Origin of the sequence: Paenibacillus sp. Leaf72 (assembly GCF_001422685.1) — a bacterium.
GTDB lineage: Bacteria > Bacillota > Bacilli > Paenibacillales > Paenibacillaceae > Pristimantibacillus.
In genome coordinates, this window is sequence record NZ_LMLV01000006.1 from 74017 (window position 1) to 94719 (window position 20703).

The 20703-nt window shown below is 50.7% G+C and carries 22 protein-coding genes; 3 read left to right on the plus strand and 19 right to left on the minus strand.

Translation table 11 applies throughout. The features are described 5' to 3' along the window. Positions 1-15: 15 nt before the first annotated feature. From ASF12_RS12645 to pth, 4 genes are all read right to left on the minus strand, one after another. Entirely contained in the window at positions 16-1173 is a 1158-nt protein-coding gene (locus tag ASF12_RS12645; RefSeq protein WP_056034894.1) for a peptidylprolyl isomerase, read from the minus strand. Between the two features lie 77 nt (positions 1174-1250). After that, a complete protein-coding gene (gene mfd, locus ASF12_RS12650) occupies positions 1251-4778 on the minus strand; it encodes a transcription-repair coupling factor (protein WP_056034897.1) in 3528 nt (1175 codons plus the stop codon). A 202-nt stretch (positions 4779-4980) separates the two neighbouring features. Next, the gene (locus ASF12_RS12655; RefSeq protein WP_056034901.1) at positions 4981-5214 is read right to left on the minus strand and encodes an anti-sigma-F factor Fin family protein; all 234 of its coding nucleotides are present in this window, start codon (positions 5212-5214) and stop codon (positions 4981-4983) included. 75 nt (positions 5215-5289) lie between these two features. Next, on the minus strand, positions 5290-5850 hold the full coding sequence (pth, locus tag ASF12_RS12660) for an aminoacyl-tRNA hydrolase (protein WP_056034903.1): 561 nt from the start codon (positions 5848-5850) through the stop codon (positions 5290-5292). 374 nt (positions 5851-6224) lie between these two features. Between pth and ASF12_RS12665 the strand changes: the two genes are divergently transcribed. Further along, complete coding sequence (locus tag ASF12_RS12665) at positions 6225-7367, plus strand: WG repeat-containing protein (RefSeq protein ID WP_056034906.1); 1143 nt, start codon at positions 6225-6227, stop codon at positions 7365-7367. Here the strand turns inward: ASF12_RS12665 and ASF12_RS12670 are convergent. Further along, positions 7364-8278 carry a metallophosphoesterase family protein gene (locus ASF12_RS12670; protein WP_056034909.1) on the minus strand — a complete coding sequence of 305 codons (915 nt, stop codon included), beginning with the start codon at positions 8276-8278 and terminating at the stop codon, positions 7364-7366. The two genes, ASF12_RS12665 and ASF12_RS12670, sit on opposite strands and share 4 nt — an antisense overlap. On the opposite strand from ASF12_RS12670, the gene ASF12_RS34480 reads away from it, so the two are divergent. After that, positions 8277-8435 (plus strand): hypothetical protein, encoded by a 159-nt coding sequence (locus tag ASF12_RS34480; RefSeq protein ID WP_155973135.1) that lies wholly within the window; start codon positions 8277-8279, stop codon positions 8433-8435. The two genes, ASF12_RS12670 and ASF12_RS34480, sit on opposite strands and share 2 nt — an antisense overlap. Here the strand turns inward: ASF12_RS34480 and ASF12_RS12680 are convergent. From ASF12_RS12680 to ASF12_RS12700, 5 genes are read right to left on the minus strand one after another with little or no spacing between them, the layout of a single operon-like run. Beyond that, complete coding sequence (locus tag ASF12_RS12680; protein WP_046234480.1) at positions 8422-8766, minus strand: DMT family transporter; 345 nt, start codon at positions 8764-8766, stop codon at positions 8422-8424. The genes ASF12_RS34480 and ASF12_RS12680 overlap by 14 nt on opposite strands. A gap of 7 nt (positions 8767-8773) precedes the next feature. After that, positions 8774-9670: an HAD family hydrolase gene (locus ASF12_RS12685; protein WP_081418784.1), complete on the minus strand. Its 897-nt coding sequence runs from the start codon at positions 9668-9670 to the stop codon at positions 8774-8776. 3 nt (positions 9671-9673) lie between these two features. Continuing rightward, a complete protein-coding gene (locus ASF12_RS12690) occupies positions 9674-11032 on the minus strand; it encodes an ABC transporter substrate-binding protein (RefSeq protein WP_056034916.1) in 1359 nt (452 codons plus the stop codon). A gap of 40 nt (positions 11033-11072) precedes the next feature. Beyond that, positions 11073-11912: a carbohydrate ABC transporter permease gene (locus ASF12_RS12695; protein ID WP_056034919.1), complete on the minus strand. Its 840-nt coding sequence runs from the start codon at positions 11910-11912 to the stop codon at positions 11073-11075. 23 nt (positions 11913-11935) lie between these two features. Beyond that, complete coding sequence (locus ASF12_RS12700; protein ID WP_056034991.1) at positions 11936-12760, minus strand: carbohydrate ABC transporter permease; 825 nt, start codon at positions 12758-12760, stop codon at positions 11936-11938. 285 nt (positions 12761-13045) lie between these two features. On the opposite strand from ASF12_RS12700, the gene ASF12_RS12705 reads away from it, so the two are divergent. Beyond that, positions 13046-13585 (plus strand): GbsR/MarR family transcriptional regulator, encoded by a 540-nt coding sequence (locus ASF12_RS12705; protein ID WP_056034994.1) that lies wholly within the window; start codon positions 13046-13048, stop codon positions 13583-13585. A gap of 228 nt (positions 13586-13813) precedes the next feature. On the opposite strand, the gene ASF12_RS12710 is transcribed toward ASF12_RS12705, so the two are convergent. The 9 genes from ASF12_RS12710 to yabG form a co-directional block, all read right to left on the minus strand. Further along, positions 13814-14464, minus strand: a complete 651-nt coding sequence (locus ASF12_RS12710) for a 50S ribosomal protein L25 (RefSeq protein WP_327204917.1) — start codon at positions 14462-14464, stop codon at positions 13814-13816. A 110-nt stretch (positions 14465-14574) separates the two neighbouring features. Then, complete coding sequence (gene glmU / locus ASF12_RS12715; RefSeq protein WP_056034926.1) at positions 14575-15975, minus strand: bifunctional UDP-N-acetylglucosamine diphosphorylase/glucosamine-1-phosphate N-acetyltransferase GlmU; 1401 nt, start codon at positions 15973-15975, stop codon at positions 14575-14577. 229 nt (positions 15976-16204) lie between these two features. Continuing rightward, the gene (spoVG, locus tag ASF12_RS12720) at positions 16205-16492 is read right to left on the minus strand and encodes a septation regulator SpoVG (RefSeq protein WP_020620824.1); all 288 of its coding nucleotides are present in this window, start codon (positions 16490-16492) and stop codon (positions 16205-16207) included. 129 nt (positions 16493-16621) lie between these two features. Then, positions 16622-17020: a RidA family protein gene (locus ASF12_RS12725; protein WP_056034997.1), complete on the minus strand. Its 399-nt coding sequence runs from the start codon at positions 17018-17020 to the stop codon at positions 16622-16624. 35 nt (positions 17021-17055) lie between these two features. Then, positions 17056-17886 (minus strand): pur operon repressor, encoded by an 831-nt coding sequence (gene purR / locus ASF12_RS12730; RefSeq protein ID WP_046234486.1) that lies wholly within the window; start codon positions 17884-17886, stop codon positions 17056-17058. A gap of 83 nt (positions 17887-17969) precedes the next feature. Next, the gene (gene ispE / locus ASF12_RS12735; RefSeq protein ID WP_056034929.1) at positions 17970-18824 is read right to left on the minus strand and encodes a 4-(cytidine 5'-diphospho)-2-C-methyl-D-erythritol kinase; all 855 of its coding nucleotides are present in this window, start codon (positions 18822-18824) and stop codon (positions 17970-17972) included. Between the two features lie 143 nt (positions 18825-18967). Continuing rightward, a complete protein-coding gene (locus tag ASF12_RS12740; protein ID WP_056034932.1) occupies positions 18968-19156 on the minus strand; it encodes a small, acid-soluble spore protein, alpha/beta type in 189 nt (62 codons plus the stop codon). 174 nt (positions 19157-19330) lie between these two features. Then, positions 19331-19600, minus strand: a complete 270-nt coding sequence (gene veg, locus ASF12_RS12745) for a biofilm formation stimulator Veg (protein WP_056034935.1) — start codon at positions 19598-19600, stop codon at positions 19331-19333. 203 nt (positions 19601-19803) lie between these two features. Continuing rightward, entirely contained in the window at positions 19804-20694 is an 891-nt protein-coding gene (gene yabG / locus ASF12_RS12750; RefSeq protein WP_056034938.1) for a sporulation peptidase YabG, read from the minus strand. Positions 20695-20703: the final 9 nt, after the last annotated feature.

A 20703-nucleotide genomic window follows, 5' to 3' on the forward strand; every position in this document is an offset into this window, starting at 1 on the left:
CGCGATAGGCGTTTATTACTTCGCCGCAGGCGATGCGGACGGTTCTACCGACGCGCTAGGCGAAGCCGATGCAGCTGGCGCTTGCGATGCCGCAGCATCATCAGTTGCTTTCGCATCATCGCTTGCTGCCGGGGATTGCTCTGCACCTGGGGCAGGAGATTGCTCAGGCAGTGTAATTTTCACTTCTTGATTTTTCATATCTTCGCTCATGAAAGTGCTCATGTGGCTGTAAGCTACAGCGCTCTCTACTGCTTCTTTCGTCGTATCATCAAGCTTGTCATACGTCAGCTCATCGCGTTTCTCAACCAAAATGACATGATAGCCATATTCAGTTTCTACTGGCTCGCCAATTACGCCGATTTTTTGCGTCATAGCTGCATTTTTGAAGTTTTCAACCCAGTCGCTTGGCTTTGCATTCTCAATTTGACCACCAACTTCTTTGGAGCCCGAGTCGTCCGAATAGACCTTAGCGAGAGCAGCCCAGTCGCCGCCTTCATCCAGCTTCGCTTTTACTTCTTTTGCGATTTTCAGCGCTTCTTCTTTCGTGCGCAACTCCTTCGTTTCCTTCGTTTCCGGATCTGTCTCGCTTGTTGCCGCTAAGATATGACGAATGGTTACCGTCGTATATTTTGCAAGATTAGTTTCCAATTCTTTCTTCATTTCTTCGTCAGTCACTTTGGATTTCATGTGATCCACGACAACCAGCATCAGCTTCATGTAGGTTTTTACATCGCTGTTCGTAATATTCTTCGCTTTCAGCTGCGTTTTCAATTCAGCTTGCTGCTCCAGTGCCGCTTCAAAATCCGCATACTGCTTGTCCGTATCTGTAGTAGCCTGTTTCACCGTTTCTTCGCTTGCTTGAGCCGCCAAGATTTTGTAAGCAATGTACTGCTGCAGCAATTGCTCCTGGAACTGCGGCAGAGCCGTTACGGACTCATACCCTGGCTGCAAGAAATTAAATACCGCCAAATACTTGTTGAATTCAGCCTCTGTTACTTTGCCATTGTCCTTATAAGTAGCAACAGTCGCTCCTTCGCTTGTACCGCTGAACGAGGTACCGTTTCCTTCTTCTTTCTTCGAGCCGCAAGCCGCCAGTACCGTCATGACCAGCACTGCCGCGACTACAAGCAGAGCCAATCTGCGCCATGCCGATTTGCGTGTGTTGTGCAACATTAAGAAATCTCCTCTCAAATCATAAAGTTGATTGTATTGTAACAGATATGTGGACCCTATTGCGAATTTACAGTAAATCAAGGAGCTGTGTCCTGCAGCTCCTCCTTCACAATGCGGGCATCCGCATAACGCTTCAAAAACTGCTCAAGCAGCAGCAGACGCTGATCCATATCGAGTCCCTTGCCTCGAAGGGTAACTACCGGATTATCCTCCAGCGAGCTGCCTTGGTGGAAGCGATTTTCAAAATGCAGGCACAGCTTGTCGACCTGCTTTCTATCGATCCGCTTCTTCTCGGCGGAGGCAAATCGAACGACGAGTTCATCGTTGCGCTGACTAATCTGCTCAATGCCATACATCGCGCCAAACACCTTCAATTTGGCCACCGTCATCAAATTATCTACCGCCTGCGGCAGGTTGCCGAAACGGTCGATGATTTCCTCGGTCAGATCATCCGCCTCTTCGAAGGAGCGTACGGAAGCCACCTTCTTGTAAATCTCAATCTTCTGAATGCTGTCATAAATATAGTCGGATGGCAGGTAGGCATCTACACTGACATCAATGAGCGTGCTGACGACTCTGCTTTCCTGCACAGGGGCGCCATCGAGCTCCGCCTTGCGCTTGCCAATCTCATCGGCAAGCATTTGCGAGTACAAGTCAAAGCCGACCGACGCAATAAAGCCATGCTGCTCTGCACCCAGCAGGTTGCCGGCACCGCGAATGGCAAGGTCGCGCATCGCGATTTTGAAGCCGGAGCCTAGCTCCGTAAACTCTTTAATGGATTGCAGACGTTTCTCTGCCACTTCCGTCAGCACTTTATCTCGCTGGTAGGTGAAATAGGCATAAGCGATCCGATTGGAGCGGCCAACCCGTCCCCGCAGCTGATAAAGCTGCGACAGGCCCATTTTATCCGAATCATGGACAATGAGCGTATTGACGTTCGGAATATCAACGCCCGTCTCAATAATGCTTGTGCTGACCAGCACATCGGATTCGCCGTCGAGGAAGTCGAGTATCGTCTTCTCCAGCTCCTGCTCTGACATTTGCCCATGCCCGACCGCTACCTTCGCATCCGGTACGAGCTCCGAAATCAGCTCCGCCATCTGGTAGATTCCCTGAACGCGATTGTACAAGTAGTAGACTTGGCCGCCACGGGCCAATTCACGCTCAATCGACTCTCTCACAAGAGCAGTGTTATATTCGACCACATAGGTCTGAACCGGGAAACGGTTTTCCGGCGGCGTCTCGATAACCGATAAATCGCGAACGCCCAGCATCGACATATGCAGCGTGCGCGGAATCGGCGTTGCCGTCAGCGTCAGCACATCGACGTTATTTTTCAGCTTCTTGAGCTTCTCTTTGTGCGATACGCCGAACCGCTGCTCTTCATCGACAATCAGCAAACCCAGATCCTTGAACACAATGTCCTGCGACAGTAGCCTGTGCGTGCCAATGACGACATCGACCGTTCCGGCTTTGAGGCCCTTCATCGTATCATTTTGCTCCTTGCGCGAGCGGAAGCGGCTGAGCACTTGAATATTGAATGGATAACCGGAGAAGCGCTCGCGGAACGTCTCATAGTGCTGCTGCGCAAGAATGGTAGTCGGCACGAGAATGGCAACCTGCTTGCCTTCAATTGCCGCCTTAAACGCTGCCCGTACAGCAACCTCCGTCTTGCCATAGCCAACATCGCCGCAAAGCAAACGATCCATTGGCATCGGCTTCTCCATATCACGCTTGATTTCCTCAATGGCCCGCAGCTGATCCCGCGTCTCATCGTAAGGGAACATTTCCTCAAACTCGTTCTGGTAAGCGGTATCCTGTCCAAAGGCAAAGCCCGGCGCAGATTGGCGCTGCGCATACAGCTTGATCAAGTCATCGGCAATATCCTTAACCGAAGATTGCACCTTGCTTTTCGCCCGCGTCCATTCGCTGCCGCCCAGCTTATTGATCTTCGGCTCTTTTTCCTCATTGCCGACGTATTTCTGGATCATATCGACTTGTTCAATCGGAACAGACAGCTTATCCCCGCCTGCATATACGATGTGCAAATAGTCTTTATGAATGCCCGCGATTTCCAGCGTGCCGATGCCGACATATTTGCCGATGCCGTGGTTCTGATGCACGACATAGTCGCCAACCTTCAGCTCGGTGTAGCTTTTGATTCGTTCAGCATTGTCTATCTTCTTGTCGATACGGCGCGCCTTGCGCTGCTTCTGGGAGAACATTTCTCCTTCTGTGATGACGACCAGATGCGAAGAGGGCAGCTCAAAGCCAGACTGCAGGTTGCCTTCCAGCAGCGTAGGCGGCTCAATATTATAATCGAACAGCACGCGGCGCATGCGCTCCATGCGCTCTGCATTGCCGGCCAGCATGAGCACGTTGGCCCCAATTTTGCGCCATCGGTCCATCTCCGCCTTGAGCACATTCATTTGTCCGTGGAAATTTTGCATCGCCCGGCTCGTCATATTGAGAATATTTTGCGGCTGCGAATGCGGAATTTGCCTTAAAAACAGCGATAAGAACAACGTAGGAAACCGCTTACCATACAAAACTTCCTCCGACTTGCACGCAAGCTCAAAACCTGGCAGCGACTTGCCATTTTGCAGCAAATGAGTTGCCCATTCTGCCTCATCGCGCTCCAGCTGCTTCGCCGTCTCGATCAAGCGGGTAGGCTCATCCATAACGAGCAGCGTATCTTCCGGCATGTAGTCCATAATGGTCTGGCGTTCCGGATACAGCAAGGAAATATATTTATATATATCGGTGAAATACATATGCTCGCGCAGCTTCTCCAGCTCGCTGCCGATTTCCGAACGAAGGCGCTCCTTCGCCGTACGGTCGGACATTTTGCCAAGCTGCTGCTCCAGCAAGGCTGCCGCATGGCTAGCTGCTGATGCAAAGCGCTCTGCGCTCGCGACAATTTCCTGGCAAGGCGGAACCGTATACGTCTGGATGTTATCCTGCGACCGCTGGTCAGCCGCATCAAACGTCCGAATGGAATCGACATCATCGCCGAACCATTCAATCCGGAAAGCGGAAGCTTCAGTCAGCGGGTAAAAATCGACGATCCCCCCACGAACGCTCATTTCACCACGGGATTCAACGCGATCTACGCGAACATAGCCAAGTCCCGTCATTTTTCTTAGGAAGCTGTCTATCGGCAGAACATCGCCTACACTAATCGTAATTTTCGCTTCTGCCATAACGCCGCGTACAGGCAAATAGCGCCGCACACCGGAAAAGGGGACGACAACAATCCCGCGGAAGCCTTCGGACAGCTTGATCAGCACGTCCATTCGCTGTGCCAGCGTCTCAGGACTCGAGATCGCCGATTCGGCAGCTACAAGCTCATTGGCGGGATAGAGCAGCACAGTATCCGAAGAGAAGCATTCCTGAAGATCCTCTGCGATTTTCTGCGCTGAAAACATATTATGTGTCACGACTAGCATCGGACGGTCAATCTCTTCTTTCACTGCGGCCATCAGCACTTGTCTGGATGAGCCAGCAAGCCCTGATACCATCTGCTCGCGCATTCCTGAACGGATTCCGGCTATTATGGACTGCACATCCGGATCAGCCGCAAAAGCCTGTATTAACGCTTTCAATCGTCTCGGCACCCCATTTCTATAAACAGACCACTTATAAACTCTTAAATTAATTTCAAGCAAAACCGCCCACCTAAAAAGGTGAGCTCAGCGCTTTGCATGTATGAATCGCTATCATCGAAAAGAAGCCTCAGCCAGCCGCCAAGGCCTTACTATACTTGTGAGCTAAACCTGTTCCAACCACTTCCAAGCCACCTTCAAGCTACTGCAACGGGCTCGCGATCAAGTTCAGCTCAGGATTCGCCTCCAGCGCTTCCCGGCAATAATCGCAAATTACCTTAACCGTCACGTCTCCGTGCTGGTCATACGTAATTATATCGCTGCGCTCTTCAAGGGTCAAGAAATCGAACCCCAGCTGCTGCTCGGTAATTCCGTCCCCGCCTGCAATCGTCCCTATAGGCGTACGGCAGTGTTTGCAAATATAGTTTACAGCCATATGTATGCCTCCTGAAGAATCGTTATACCCTTCAGTATGCCCGGCTTTACCCTATTTTACGCATTTTTCCCCAAGCTAGCGATTAAACTTCGCCATCGTTTCCTCGAACGACGCTTTCAGCGAGAACTCCGCCGCATCGCATGCTTGATCAATCATCGTTTTCAACTGCTCCTGCTCGCTTTTTGGAAAATTGGACAGCACATAGTCGGCAATGTTGCCGCCGGGCTGCGGACGTGTAATCCCCATGCGAATCCGGTCAAATGTCTGTGTGCCCAAATGCGCAATCAGCGATTTAATACCGTTATGCCCGCCTGGCCCGCCTTGGAATCGAAGACGGATACGCCCCACCTCCGTATCGAGATCATCGTAAACGACGAGCCCTTCGGTCACATCGGACTTAAAATAATCGATGAACGAACGCACCGATTCTCCTGATAAATTCATATACGTCATCGGCTTGATCAGCACAACCTTCGTTCCATTCACATTGCCCTCGCCAATCAGCGCCTTGCATTTGCTTTGCGTCACTTGGATGCCCCAACGCCGTGCAAGCTCATCAATAACCATAAATCCAACGTTGTGCCTCGTACCCTGATATTGCGATCCAGGGTTGCCGAGTCCCACAATCCATTTCATAGCGGTCTTTCACTCCTTGCTGTCTCGATCCTTATCGATTGTTATGTTCTCCATTTTACCTTATTTTCCTTCATTGCGGGCAATATATTGCAGCAGATGACCGAAATTATCGATAATGCTGCGCCCCTCTTTTACGAAAAATGTTCCACGTGAAAAAAGCCTGACCGCCAGCGGGATCATCCCAGCGGGCCATCAGGCGTTTCAAAGGTTGATTGCTTAAGCCTATTTAATTCCATTTCGATGAACAAACCTTTCATAAACTAGATCATATCACGCTACTACTGCAACCTAATCCTCCCCAACAACGTCCATAAAACATGGAAAATAATCATTCCATATTCAACCCTACTAGCTATAAGAGAGGAAATACGCCTATGCGATTATTTCGTGCATTATGGATGTTTGCCATCATCACCAGCCTGATTACAGGCACGGTTTCTGCCAGCAGTGCGGATGACACAGTCTCGCAAAAGGAGACGAAACCAGCGGCTGAAGCCCGCAATTATTTGTATTTGATCAAGAAGGATGGCAAATACGGCTACATTAATCAAAGCGGGAAAATCGTCATTAAGCCCGTATACGACGGCGGTTCACGCTCCTTCTCCTTAAAGCCGAATGAACCAGTCCAAGTTACTGACAATAAACAGAAGACGATCATCTATTTTTCGGCTGAAGGAACGAAGCTGTTTGAATGCCCTCAGACGCGCTGCGTTGGCATTATGCAGAACGAGCGGGTCATCTACACAGAGAAAGTTGAGGGAGCAGATGGAAAGCTGCAGAAAAGGTATGGTTATTTGAATGCCAAGGGGGAAAAGGTGACCGAGCCTATTTTTCATAAAGCCCGTGAATTTTCCGAAGGGCTCGCCATCGTGACGATGGGCAAAGGCAGCGGCTACATTAATACAGAGGGCAAGCTCGTCATCCCTTATCAGTTCAGTAGTGCGACTAACTTTTCAGATGGCATGGCCGTAGTCGGATATTTGAAAAAAAGCAAGGATGGCGTGACCATCAAATACGGATTTATTGATAAAACCGGAAAGGTCGTTATTCCTGCGCGCTTCTACTATGCCGATTCGTTTACAGACGGCGCTGCACGCGTGTCTTCTGGAGACACCTACGGTTTTATTAACAAGAGCGGCGAGTTTCTGTTTGAGCCCAATTACACCGCTGTTCAGCCTTTCTCAGAGGGCCTTGCCTACGTGGAACGCAATGGCAAATCCTTTTTCGTCGATAAACAAGGAAAAAGAGCAACCATGAACGTGAGTTCTAGCGGCCCTTTCTCAAACGGACTAGCCCCTGTTCAAGCAGGCTCATCCTTTGGCTATATCAATCCACAAGGTGCTTATGCGATCAAACCTACGGCTGCATATAGCTATGCCGAGCCGTTTCGGGGAGAGCTGGCTGTCGTCGAGCTCCGCGAAAATGCTAAAACGAAGACGCCCGCTATGAAAGCCTACATCAATAAAACAGGCGCAATCGTTTGGAACAATATTGAAGACGAAAAATGGCAGAGCTAGCTTCCTTTTTCACCCGCATGACCGTTATGCACAAAATAGTCCTGGGCTTCCATCCACTGGCGCGCCACAAAATCACGGCCCCGGACACGCACGCCCTGCTCGTATACTTCTATATAATAGCCCTGGCTGCCGGCCTTATGCGCATCCTCATCCGTCCACAAATAGGCGACGGACGCTGCGTTGAACATGGTCGCGATCTCGCCTTGCCCATCAAACACCGTATGCGGCGCACCCAGTTCCCAGTGGGTGTGCCCGGTGAATAATATCACCTGCGGCCAGCTGGCCAGCACCGCGCGCAGCTCTTCGTCCTGATTCACGCCGTACCACTCCTGCTCCTCCAGCGAGCCGGCAACTGTATTTTTCAGCGGCTGATGAAGAAATAGGAACACGGGACGCGAATCCCCGCGGTGCTCCTCCAGCTTCTCTGCAAGCCACGCCAGCTGCGTGCTGGACAGCTCCGCATTTTTAGCCGTCTGAAGCTCAGAACCTAGAAAAATAAAATGGCTGCCGCCTATCCAGCGGTCATAATAAACAGCAGTCATCCCTGTAAAATGCTTGAAGCTGCCGAGCTCCTGCCCTTGCTCCCAATCCTTCCAAGTGTCATGGTTGCCGATTGTATACAGCATAGGTGGAAGCTCGCCCTGCTGCTTAACACGCTCGACAATCGCTGAAAACTGCGCATATTCCGCTTCATCTCCATGATCCGTAATATCTCCGGCATGCATAATGCCAGCGCTGCCCGAAGCAGCCGCCAGTTGTTGAATATCCAGCAGCGCCCGCTCAAAATGCTGATTATGCACATGGCTCGGGTCAACCGTAACATGCGTATCCGTAATGACTTGAAAAAACATCAGCGGCTCGCTGAAGCTGGGCGCCGTCTCTTTTTCACACCACAAACTAACCTTCTTCATGGTCAAAACTCCTTTTGCTGATGTTGCCGCCTATGCTGTTTTTGCTGTTTTTGCTGTTTTTGCTGTTTTTGCTGTTTTTGCTGTTTTTGCTGTTTTTGCTGTTTTTGCTGTTTTTGCTGTTTTTGCTGTTTGCTCTAACTCCGTTAATTCCCTCTAACGGCTGCGCCATGCGCGCTAATGCTCATGTTCAGCCCAACTACCCCGATAACGATGACTCCGACCCATAGCAGAGCTGAAAGCGGGATTCGCTCGCCGAACCAGATATATCCCGCTCCTGTAATGAGCGTAATGCCTATGCCTGACCATACCGCATACGCAACGCTTACATGCATATAACGCAGGGCGAAGTTCAGGCACGTAAAGCTGCTTCCATAAAAAATAAACATAGCAATCGACGGAACCACACGCGTAAAGCTCGCCGAAAGTTTCATAGATATTGTTCCTGACAATTCCAGCACAATCGCCAGTGCCAGCCATAGATAACCCAATGTTTACTCACCCTTCAGTATGAGCTTCCTCCACAGCAAGCTGCGAATAGGAAGCAATAATGACATCCGCCGAGGGAAGCACGCTCGCGGCCTGATTCGCTATGCCAATACAAAGTGCCGCTCCCGCCGCCTGCCCCATTCGCATATCGCCATCGGTATCGCCAATAATAGCGATCGACGATGGGGCAACGCCAAGCTCCTGGCAAGCCAGCTCCAGCATATCGGGATACGGCTTGCTGCGCGGTACGAGATCCGCTCCTACGATGACGGAGAAATGGGGCAGCAGCCCCATCCACTCCAAATGCTCGCGCGCCGCTTCGGTATCATCTGCCGTGACGATGCCGAGCTTCAGCCCCGCTTTCTTGCACTGCTCAATAAAAGGGACAACGCCCACAAGCGGGATGGCTGATTTACGCCTTTTCAGCTCCCCATCAGCTTCTTCCTTGCTTTCCCTGACTAGCTGCATCGACTCGCCCCAGGATAAGCCAAGCTTATAGCCTTGCAAGGCTGCAATGGCATACAAGTCATTCATCGTCCCCATCGCGAGCGGCCCGTTGCGGTCATATGCGCATACATTTCCCGTCGCATCCAGGCTGGTTCCCCAGAGGGAGGGGAATATCCCTTTCGGCAGCAGCAAGCCTTTAGCCGCGAGTCGCGCTGTATAACGGCTCGCCAGCAGCTCGCTCCAATTCCCCCACATCGAGACAAAATCAATAATCGTTCCATCTTTATCAAAAAGAATGGCTTCAACGCCGCACGGCTTGCCGCCGTCAACCTTAAGGCCAGCAACGGTAGTCTGCTTCCCTTGAGCTTGCTTCTGGCTTCGCCACTTTTCCTGCACCAATCCATCTTGTAGGGCTTGTAGAGCTTGTAGGGCTTCTGAATGAGCTGAATGTTCTGCCATCCCTTATTTGCCCTTCAACGCTTTATCCAGCTCACGCTGTGCGGTTTCCTTCGCCTGCTTCAGCGCCTTCTCTGCCGAAATGTTCTCGATTTGCACCTGATCAGCCGCTACAGTCAGTGCATCGTTGATTTTGCCGCCCGTCGGATCAAGGAATGGCTTCGAGCCGTGCGAAGCTTGCTGCAAAGGAATTTTGATTTGCGGATTTGTTTCGCTGAATGCCTTGAAAGCCGGATCATCCTGCGCGGACAAACGGACGGCAATGTAGCCTGTGTTCATCGACCAGGCAGCTGTATTCTCGCTTTTTGTAAAGAACGACAACCATTTAAAGGCCGCTTCCTTCTGCTCATCCTTCGCTTTGGCAGGAACGCCCGCCATAATGGCCTGTGCGACTGGCTTGCCTTCCCCTACCCCTTCCCAGCCGGGCTGCTGCATTGCGCCAACGATGTTGAAATCCAGGTCGCCTTGGTCGCCGCTGGAGCCCGTGTAGCCTGCTGCTTGGCCCTTCATGACGTCGTCTATCGTTTTGTACCAGTACTCCCAGCCTTGTCCACCGGAGTGAATCGCCATCGTTTTATCTTCATGCAGCCATTTGCGGAATAAATCCCATGTCTCAATCCATTCCGGCGAATCGAATACGACTGTTTTGCCATCATCGCTTAAAATTTTACCGCCTTTGCTAAGTGCCGCATCAATCATATTGCCCGAGCCCCACATCGGCTCCCAGCCAAAAAAGGTCGTTTTGCCGCCATCCTTCACAGCCATCGTTTCCGCTGCCTTCGCCAGGTCTTCCCAAGTCTTGATGTCCTCTGCCTTAATGCCCGCCTTCTCGAACGTGTCCAGACGGTAATACATCACTTGAGTCGTCCCATACATCGGCATAAAATACTGCTTGCCTGCTACTTGTCCTTGCTCCAGAAACGTTTGGATAAAATCTTCTTTCTTAAAATCCGGAGCAGCCGCGATATAGTCATCCAGCGGTTCAAAATACCCTTTAGCTGCCCAGTCCACATTGGAGGCCAGCACCGCAGCCGGCGGCTGATTGGCGGCAATAGCGGCCTGAAGCTTTTGCTCCGTTTCGCTGTAATCCCCCTGGACAACGCCTTTAACGATAACTTCGCTTTGCGATTCATTGAATTTCTTAATGAGTGCTTCCACATTTTCGCCCAGCTTGCCGCCAAGGCCATACCAAAACTCGATCTGCACCGGCGCTTTCGGCGCCTCCGAAGCTGCTGCCGATTGCTGAGGCGCACTGCTGCTGCTCGCTCCACCCGTCTGCGTGCCTGCCGTCTGTCCACATGCGCTAAGCGTCACCATTGCAAGCGTGAGCGACATCGTGCCCGCCCATTTCATTGTTCTCAACATCGTCCATTCCTCCACTATTTATATTGTCGATTTCGTAAAGCTACCCCTTAATGCCTGAAGATAAGTTAACACTCTGCATAATCGTCCGCTGGGCGAACAGAAACAGCAGCAAGAGCGGGATAATCGTGAAGGAGCTTGCCGCCATAATGAGCGGCCATTTCAGCCCGTAAGCACCCCCTTCCACGAAGAAGCTGCGCAGTCCCGCCGATACGAGCTGGAGATCGGGATTTTTCGTAATGAGCATCGGCCAAAAATAGTTGTTGTACTGCGAGATAAACGTGATAAGTGCCAGTACTACGAACGAGGCGCGGGTCAGCGGCATCATAATCGTCCATAAAATCCGGCTGTGCGACGCGCCATCAATTTGCCCGGCCTCCACCATCTCATGCGACACTTGCAGAAACGCCTGCCTGATGAGAAAAATCGAGAAGACGCTGACCGCGTTTGATAGAATCAGGCCCGCATACGAATCCAGCAAATAAAGCTTGGACAAAATCATATAGCTGGGCAAATACACCGCTGTGCTGGGAATCATGTAACCGAGCATTATAATGCCGGTCAAAAAACCTTTCAACCGAAATTTCATATGGGTCAAGGCGTAAGCCATCATAGCTGAATTTATAATTTGCAAAAGAACGATGGCGCCCGCAACGATTACGCTGTTGGCTATATATTGACCGAACGGCGCGGCCAGCCACGCCTCCACATAGTTGCTCCATAGCGGCAGCTCCGGCCATAATGTCGGCGGAAACTGCCAAATCTCATCATTTGTCTTCAGCGCGCTCGTCATCATCCAATAGAATGGAAATGCCATCGCGAGCGCAATAGCCAGCAGGCTAATATGCCGCAGTGCCAGCCCTGCCTGGTAAACACCCTTCATAACTCCAAATTCCTCCCTTTTAGCTAGTTGTAATGCACCATTTTGCGGCTGACCGAGAAGGACAGCACGGACAACAGAACACAGATTGCGATCATAACGATGGAAATCGATGATGCTTCGCCAACCTGGAACGATTCGAAGGCCGATTGGTAATACAAATACAGCAGCGTACGCGTAGAGCCTGATGGACCGCCTTGCGTCAGTACATTAATGGAATCGTAAGCTTGCAGCGCATCAATCGTCTGTACAACGAACAGGAAGAACGTCGTTGGCGAGATAAGCGGCAGCGTTACGTGCAGAAATTTTTGAATCGCACCCGCTCCATCGAGCCCCGCCGCCTCCAGCATATCTGTTGGCACGCTTCGCAGCGCTACAATGTAGAAGATCATCGCCCATCCGACCGATTTCCAGATGCCCACTAGCAGCACCCCGACCAAAGCCCATTTGGGATCTTGCAGCCAGCCAATGGCCGGAAGACCAATTGCCCCTAAAATCGTATTTCCAAGCCCCACTTTAGGCTCTAAAATCCAAGACCATACAATGGAAACGGCAACCGTTGGCGTTACCCAGGGCGCGAATACGAGCGTTCGGTACAGAGCGGAGCCCTTAAGCGAGCGACCGAGCAGCAGCGCCAGCCCCAGCCCGCCTGCCATAATAGGCAGCACGCTGCCAAGACAGAATAGAAGCGTCACCTTCAGCGACTGGTAGAAGGCGGGATTTTGCAGCAAATACACATAATTGTCCAAGCCGACGAACAGCTTGTCCGGACTCATAAAGTCCCATTCCACGAAGCTCAGATAAAAGACATAGGCCAGCGGTGCCAGCCAGAACACCGTAATCGGAATCATCGCCGGCAGCGTAAACAGCACTGCTTTTATCTCATTCAACCATCCTGTCCGTTTCAACACTCAAACTCTCCATTCAATAAAAATTTAATTAATGACCAAATGACCCGTTTTACCGAAATAAAAATCTATAAATTCAAAATTTATTGTATACTCATTATGTCGCAGAACTATTAACGCATCGTCATCACCAGCTAAATTTATTGTAAAGTTACAAATATAAAGCTGGATTTTTAAGAATTCGCTATAATATGGGCAAGAGGCAGACGGGAGAAATGGAGGATGGTTATGCCAGACCATACGGAGGAGCAGGAGACGCAGCGGCTTGCCTTGCGCCAAACGATGATTGACGCAATCGCGCAAACGATGAATTTATACGGGGCGAATTATTCGTTCGGACAATTATATGGCATTATGTTTTTCGAGGATAAACCGATGACACTTGACGAGATGAAGGCGCATATGAATATGAGCAAAAGCAATATGAGCTATGCGGTGCGCTCGTTAATGTCGTCGCAAATGATTATGAAGCTGCCGGAGAAGCGGGAGCGGCAGGACCTGTATCAGGCGGAGACCGATTTTTTCAAAACGTTCCAAAACTTTTTCACCTCCAAGCTTCAGCACGAAGTGGATGTCATGACGGAAGCGGCCGAATCGACTATTCCGCTGCTCAGCGAGCTGATTCTGGATATGAAGACGAGCGAGGAGGAGCGTATGCGCTGCCTGGAGGATTTGCAGAAGCTGCGGCATGCCGTGCAATATTACGCTTGGCTACAGCAATTCGTGGACCAATTGAAGGCGGGAGCCTTTTTCGAAAAAAGCACCTAAGCATGGCCGGCTTCGCAAGGTTAGAAGGTTAGCGTCGAGAGGCGCTTCCATCCATTGACGATTGAAGGAAACTCACATATCAGGCAAACAAAAAGCGGCCCCATGCAAATGCATGGAGCCGTTTTTATCGTATGGAAACGTTTCTTTGACACCTATATAATGATCCAGCAGAAGCTGCCAGTCACGCTTGCCCTTCGAGCTACTAGCTAAGAACCACGTGCTTGCAAGCTACGAGCTGCTGCCAACCTCTTTCGCATCCTCGGAGCGTATCTCGTGAGCAAACGACTCGGCTGCCGCTTCCTCCGCTTCCTCCTCGGAAATTTCCTTCTGAGGAGCCAGCACAGTCACAACGACCTGCTCGGGATCGGACTTCACTTCTACACCGCTTGGCACCACGATATCGCTGACGAGCAGGTTGCTGCCCATCTCCAAATCCGCCACGTTCAGCTCAATGGAATCCGGAATGCTGCCTGGCAAGCACTGCACCTCAAGCTCATGGAGCATCACCTGCAGGATTCCGCCTTCCTTCACCCCGTTCGCTTCACCGAGGAAGTCGATACGAACCTGCGTCTTCACTTCTTCATTCATGTTAATTTGATGAAAATCCACATGGAGCACTTGGCGCGATACCGGATCACGCTGTACATCCGTTATCATAACCGGCTTTTTGCCATGGGATGGAATATTCAGTTCCAGTACGGCCTTTGGATGCGAACGGAGCAAAGCCAGCAATTCTTTCTCTTCAAGCAAAACAGATGTGGATTGGGACAGCTGTTTGCCATATACGACGGCAGGCACTTTGCCCCGCTGTCTCAGGGAGCGCAGCTCACCGTTTGTAAGAGCAGTTCTTGTTTCGGCAATCATCGAGTTAGACATCATGGAAACCTCCTAGAAAAGTGATATTCCATATAGCTTTACCCTAATGAGCCAAAAAATAAACAAACTTAAACGGCGCTGCCTTTTTTGAGGCCGCTGGAATTTTATAAAAATCAGCCCTTTTTGCTTTTTTCCTTCTTCGCTTTTGCACGAGTACGAATCTTCTCGGCATAGCCTTCCTTATTCTCCTGACGGGCACGCGCAACCGCCAGATCACCTGCCGGCACATCCTTTGTAATCGTCGAGCCAGCAACGACAAAAGCGCCGTCGCCAATCTTCACAGGAGCAATCAAATTGACGTTGCTGCCAACAAACGCGCCATCGCCGATTTCCGTTACCGACTTATTGAAGCCGTCGTAATTAACCGTAATCGCGCCGCAGCCGATATTCACGTCTTTACCGACTACCGCATCGCCTACATAGCTCAAATGCGATACCTTGCTGCCGTCGCCAAGCGTAGCATTTTTCAGCTCGACAAAATCGCCGATTTTGCAGTCTTCGCCCAGCTTGGAGCCGGGACGCAAATTCGCATATGGCCCAACCGAGCTTTTATTGCCGACTTCGGATTCGGCGATTACCGAATATTTTACGCTGACGCCGTCTCCGATGACCGAATCCTGAATATCCGCATTAGGCCCAATGATGCAATCCTCGCCAATGACTGTGGAGCCGCGCAGCACCGTTCCTGGGTATATCACTGTATCTGCACCGATTTGCACATCTGCTTCTATATAAGTCGAGGCTGTATCTATAATCGTAACACCTTCAATTAAATGCTTGCGGTTAATGCGCGCGCGCATCAAGCCTTCCGCCTCGGCAAGCGCCACGCGGTCATTGATGCCAATCGCTTCCGCCGTATCTTCTGTGCAATAGCCTTGAACGGACTCGCCTGCTTGGCGGAAAATGCCAATGACATCGGTCAAATAAAATTCGCCTTGCGCATTATTGCTTGTTACCTTGGCAAGCGCCTCGAACAGCTTGCGGTTATCGAACACATACGTACCCGTGTTGATTTCCTTCGTCGCTGCTTCCTCTGGCGTGCAGTCCTTCTGCTCGACGATTCTCTCTACCTCGCCGCTCTCGCCGCGAATAATCCGGCCATAGCCAGTCGGATCAGCGAAAGAAGCCGTCAGTACCGTTGCTGCCGCTCCGCTCGACTGCTGCAAAGCCAGCATCGCCTGGATCGTCTCTGCACGCACAAGCGGCGTATCGCCGCAAATAACGATCGTCTTGCCGTCTTCCGCGCCAATCAGCGCCTCAGCTTGGCGTACCGCATGGCCCGTACCGAGCTGCTGCTCCTGCAGCACATATTCTGCCTGCTCACCCAAATAAGCTTTAACCGTTTCCGCGCCATGGCCGACGATGACAACCGTCCGCTCGCTAGCTGCCTGTTTCACCGTGTCCAGCACATGGCCTACCATCGGCTTGCCGCATACGTGGTGGAGCACTTTATATCGTTTGGATTTCATCCGCTTGCCTTGACCTGCTGCAAGCACAATCGCCATTACTTTCAATTGCTATTCCTCCCAAGTTAAAAGTCCAGTAAGCACAAGCGCCTTCATGCATGAAAGCGGCTTTTCTCTACTAGGCTCTAAATCTTTGTTGTCCTATTATATATACGGTCTGCCGCATCGATCTATCTACAAGAATATATCCCATCTTGGGCAAAAAGAAAAGGGAGCCCCCTTGGCCCCCTTATCCCCTCATGCAGATACTGATTTTTGCCCTCTAACGAAGCTGCTATTAAGCACCCTCTTCAATGGCCACTTCTTCTTCCGTTGCAGCGCGCTCGTACTCAGCGAGTACGGCAGCTTGAATTTTCTCCCGAGTGGTCGAAGAAATCGGATGAGCGATATCTCGGAATTCTCCATCGGGGGTACGCTTGCTCGGCATTGCAACAAACATTCCATTGTTTCCGTCGATCACACGGATATCGTGAACGACGAATTCGTTGTCAATCGTGATGGAAGCAATAGCCTTCATGCGACCTTCCGAATTGACACGGCGGAGTCTTACATCAGTAATTTGCACTTGTGTTCACCACCTTTGCCTATCTGGGACTTGGTGTAATATTCCACATTTTTGTGCCAATTCCTTCTCCTATTTTGGAAAAAACATGCATATTTTTAAAAAAATTTTCTATTTGAATTTTATTTGACTCTATTCGACAGGAATCGCTGCAATCACTTCAATTTCGACAAGCACATCCTTCGGAAGCCTTGCCACCTCTACTGCCGAACGTGCTGGTTTGTGGTCGCCAAAGTAAGAAGCGTACACTTCATTCATCGCTACAAACTGGTCCATGTCCTTCATAAAGACGGTTGCCTTCACTACATTTTGCAGGGTTGCTCCCGCTTCGGCAAGTACAGCCTCCAGGTTGCGAAATACTTGGTTCGCCTGCACCGTGATATCGCCCGTCACAAGCTCGCCGGCTGCATTAAGCGGAATTTGTCCCGATGTAAAAAGAAGTCCTCCAAGCTGAATCGCTTGCGAATAAGGTCCGATAGCGGCAGGCGCCTTATCTGTTGCAATAACCTTCGGTTCTAAATGCTGTGACATCATTTATTCCAACCCTTCTTTAGTTATTATCGTTATTATTCCGTGCGAAAATAATTGCCCGGAATGACCGTCGTCTGCTTGGTCTTCAAATCCACGGCCGTCAGCTTGGCTAACGACACATAATCTTCTAATAAACGCTCTTCGAGCTCCACCTCGCCCGATTCTACAAAGACGCCAACGCCAGCAACGGTCGCTTTGAATTCAAAGAGCAGATCCATCATCCCTTGAATGGTGCCGCCTGCTTTCATGAAGTCATCAATAATAAGCACGCGGGACTGTTCCTTAAGCGCGCGCCTCGCAAGCGACATCGTCTGAATGCGCTTATTCGAGCCAGAGACGTAATTGATGCTGACCGCAGAGCCTTCCGTCACCTTATTGTCCCGGCGTACGATAACGACAGGCAGGTTCAGGCAGGCAGCTGTCGCATAAGCGAGCGGTATGCCCTTCGTCTCTACCGTCATAATGACATCAATCTTCCTCGCGGCAAAAGCGGTCGCGAACATGCGGCCAATATCGGCTAGCAGCTCAGGCTGGCCAAGCATGTCCGTCATATACAAATAACCGCCGGGGAGCACCCGTTCTGGCTGCTCCAGCTGACGGCAAATATTATTCATAATGTCGAGTGCATCCGAGGCATGCATCTTCGGTGCGAATTTCACGCCGCCTGCGGCACCCGCAAGGGTATTCAGCTCGCCAATGCCCTCTTCCTCAAATACTTCTTTAATGATCGCCAGATCCTCGCTAATGGATGATTTGGCTGACTGATAGCGGTCCGCAAAAGCTGTTAGCGAGATTAACGTATGTGGGCGACTTAGCAGGTATTGCGTCATCTCTACCAGTCTTGCGCTGCGTTTTAACTTTTTCAAGGAATTCTCCCCCTGCTAAAATCCGAATATTATAATGTTAATATAACATTTTTATACGGATTTAATCAAGGGAAACGTCACTTTTATGTTAGCATTCTTACCACGTAAACTTCCTTGCAAAAGCCACGCAGCCCATTATATATGCGCGGGAGCTTTCCTTCTTTGGAAACGAGCCCGAATACTGTAGGTCCACTGCCTGACATTAACACGCCATCAGCTCCAAGACGAATCATGCTCTCCTTGAGCTGGCGCACCTCCGGGTACAGATCAAGCGTGACCGATTCCAGCACATTGCCTAATCCCCCGCACACATCGGCGAAGGAGCCGCGCTGAATCGCTGACACCATGTCAGCGGCAGACGGATGCTGGCCAATGCCCGCTACCCGAAACTTGCCGTATACATCTGCGGTGGAAACATTGATTGGCGGCTTCGCAAGGACGACCCAGCATTGCGGCGGGCTTTCGATCGGCTCCAGCCGCTCGCCGCGTCCGGTAGCAATGGCAGTACCGCCCGTTACGCAGAACGGGACGTCGGAGCCCAGCTCCGCTCCAAGCGTGCACAGCTCCTCCTCGGGAATGTTCAGCCCCCACAGCCTGTTCAGCCCTCTAAGGGCTGCTGCCGCGTCGCTGCTGCCGCCGGCAAGGCCAGCGGCTACCGGAATCTTTTTGTCCAAATGAATATATACACCTTTACGCACATCATAGCGGTCTTTAATAAGACGTGCCGCCTGAAACGCCAGGTTTTTCTCATCTAAAGGTATGTAGCCGGCCTGGCTCGATATAATAATCGTGTCGCGCGGCAGTTCCTGCATTTCAAGGCGGTCTGCAAGGTCTACCATCGTCATAATCATCTCGACCTCGTGGAAGCCGTCCTCACGCTTGCGAAGCACATCGAGCAATAAATTGATTTTAGCCGGAGCTTTTTCATAAATTTTCATCCTAAGCTCTCCCGTTCCTATCATTAACTTATCCAATATTATAGCAAACGGGCAGAAGAAAAGCTAAGAGTGCTGCCGCTTATATAAAGAGCGGCGACTCTTAGCCGATTATTGCCGTTTTAGCCTCGCATTGCGGGTGCCTGTTAAGGCCGATTGATTCCATTCGCTGCGGCTTGCTCAGCCATTTGGATCGCCCGCTTGACCATGTTGCCAGCGTCTTTGGCGCGAATGCCGCCCCAGCCTTCCTTTTGCACCGTATCATAAAAACCTAGATCCTTCGCCAGCTCATACTTTAGCTCCTCGGACATTACACTGCGTCTTCTGCGGCTCATGCGTGAGATCCTCCCTTGCTGCTGAATTGGTTATGCCCCCTTAGTATGCGACAACCCAGCAGCCCTATACGCATGAGCGCCCACCGACCGCTTCCAGCTTAGAAAATGAAAAAAAACGCGAAGAACTGTCGTCTCCGCGTTTAGTATAGCCTGTCGGCATCTATAGATCTGATGTTATGTCTGGGTAATTCGGACTTGACCTTCATCATTGCATACGGTCACTTCCACCGACTCCGTCAGTATATCCGCATAACTGTAGGAAACACGCTTGAATGACTGCGATTCCTGATCCAGTTTAACAATGAAAACAGAAGGGTAGGTTTCTTCCAACACACCGGTGCGCTCAACGGTCTTACGACGACCGCCATTTGCTCGCAGACGAATCTTGGAGCCCACATGAGCTTCCAAATTGCGTTTTATATCCAGTAGGGCATTTTTTGCCATTGTCCACTACCACCTCTTTCCTTGTCCATTATAACAAAATGGAGAGGGGTTGTCAAACAAAGCAAAATATTATATCAGTCAACTTATTTAATTGTCAACGGTGTTTTCATCCATTTTTATCATTCCATGAATAATTTATCGAAAAATTATAAAATCAATGAAGCCGAGAACTGTTGCGAGTCTCAACTGCACTCGGCCGTTTGTTAGGAAATGCTTTGCAAGGATGACTCGGCTGCCTTAATTTTAGGTTTTGGCAAACCAATGCGGTACCTTCCCAGCGTCTCAATGCCGCCTACGCCATCAATGCCACTGATGGTGCCATGAATGACATCAGCCAGGTTAATTGTATCTCGTATGGACGTATAGCTTGCTTTGATCGCAATGTATACCGGGTCTAACGCATGAATCAAAATTCTCCCGGGCGAGCTTGCGAAGTTCGAGCCGGCTTGCAGCAGCGCCTCAAAATGCGACTGGCACGCTCCCGCAATGACGACAAGGCCGTCGCGGTTCTTCTCATACTCCCGTGCTACGCGGACCGCATTATAGAAGCTCTGCGAGTTTTTATAGCTGCTTAGGCTGTGCAGATCGGCTTCCAGCCTTGTTTTTAGCACACCGTCATGTCCCGTAATGACCACAATGTCCGGCTTCACTTGAGGCAGCAGACGGTAAAGCAAATCAGCCATCTGTGATTCATGCGCGTGCACGCCGTGTGCCGGTACGTTCATCGTCTGGTACAGCTGCATGCTTTTACGCAAATAATTGCCGTCACCGTCCAAATGCAGCACTTTGCCGGGCACCTCGAAGAAAGGCTGGCTTTGTGGCATCGCATGCCGAATATCCGCCTTCACCTGAACGGCCATTTGCTCATGCTGCTGACGAATGCGGCTGAGCGAGTCGTTTACTTTCACTCGAACCAGCTGCGTAGCTTTTTCTTTTTTTGGATCGCGAACAACCGATAAATCAGGAATCGGTGCATCCGCAAGCAATCGGTAATCCGTGCCTTTCAACAGGGCATGATGTGTTCGAACAGCTTCTACGCGGAATAGCACGTCACCGCCATACGATTTGCGGACGACCAGCTCCCCTTGCTCCATAGGTAAATC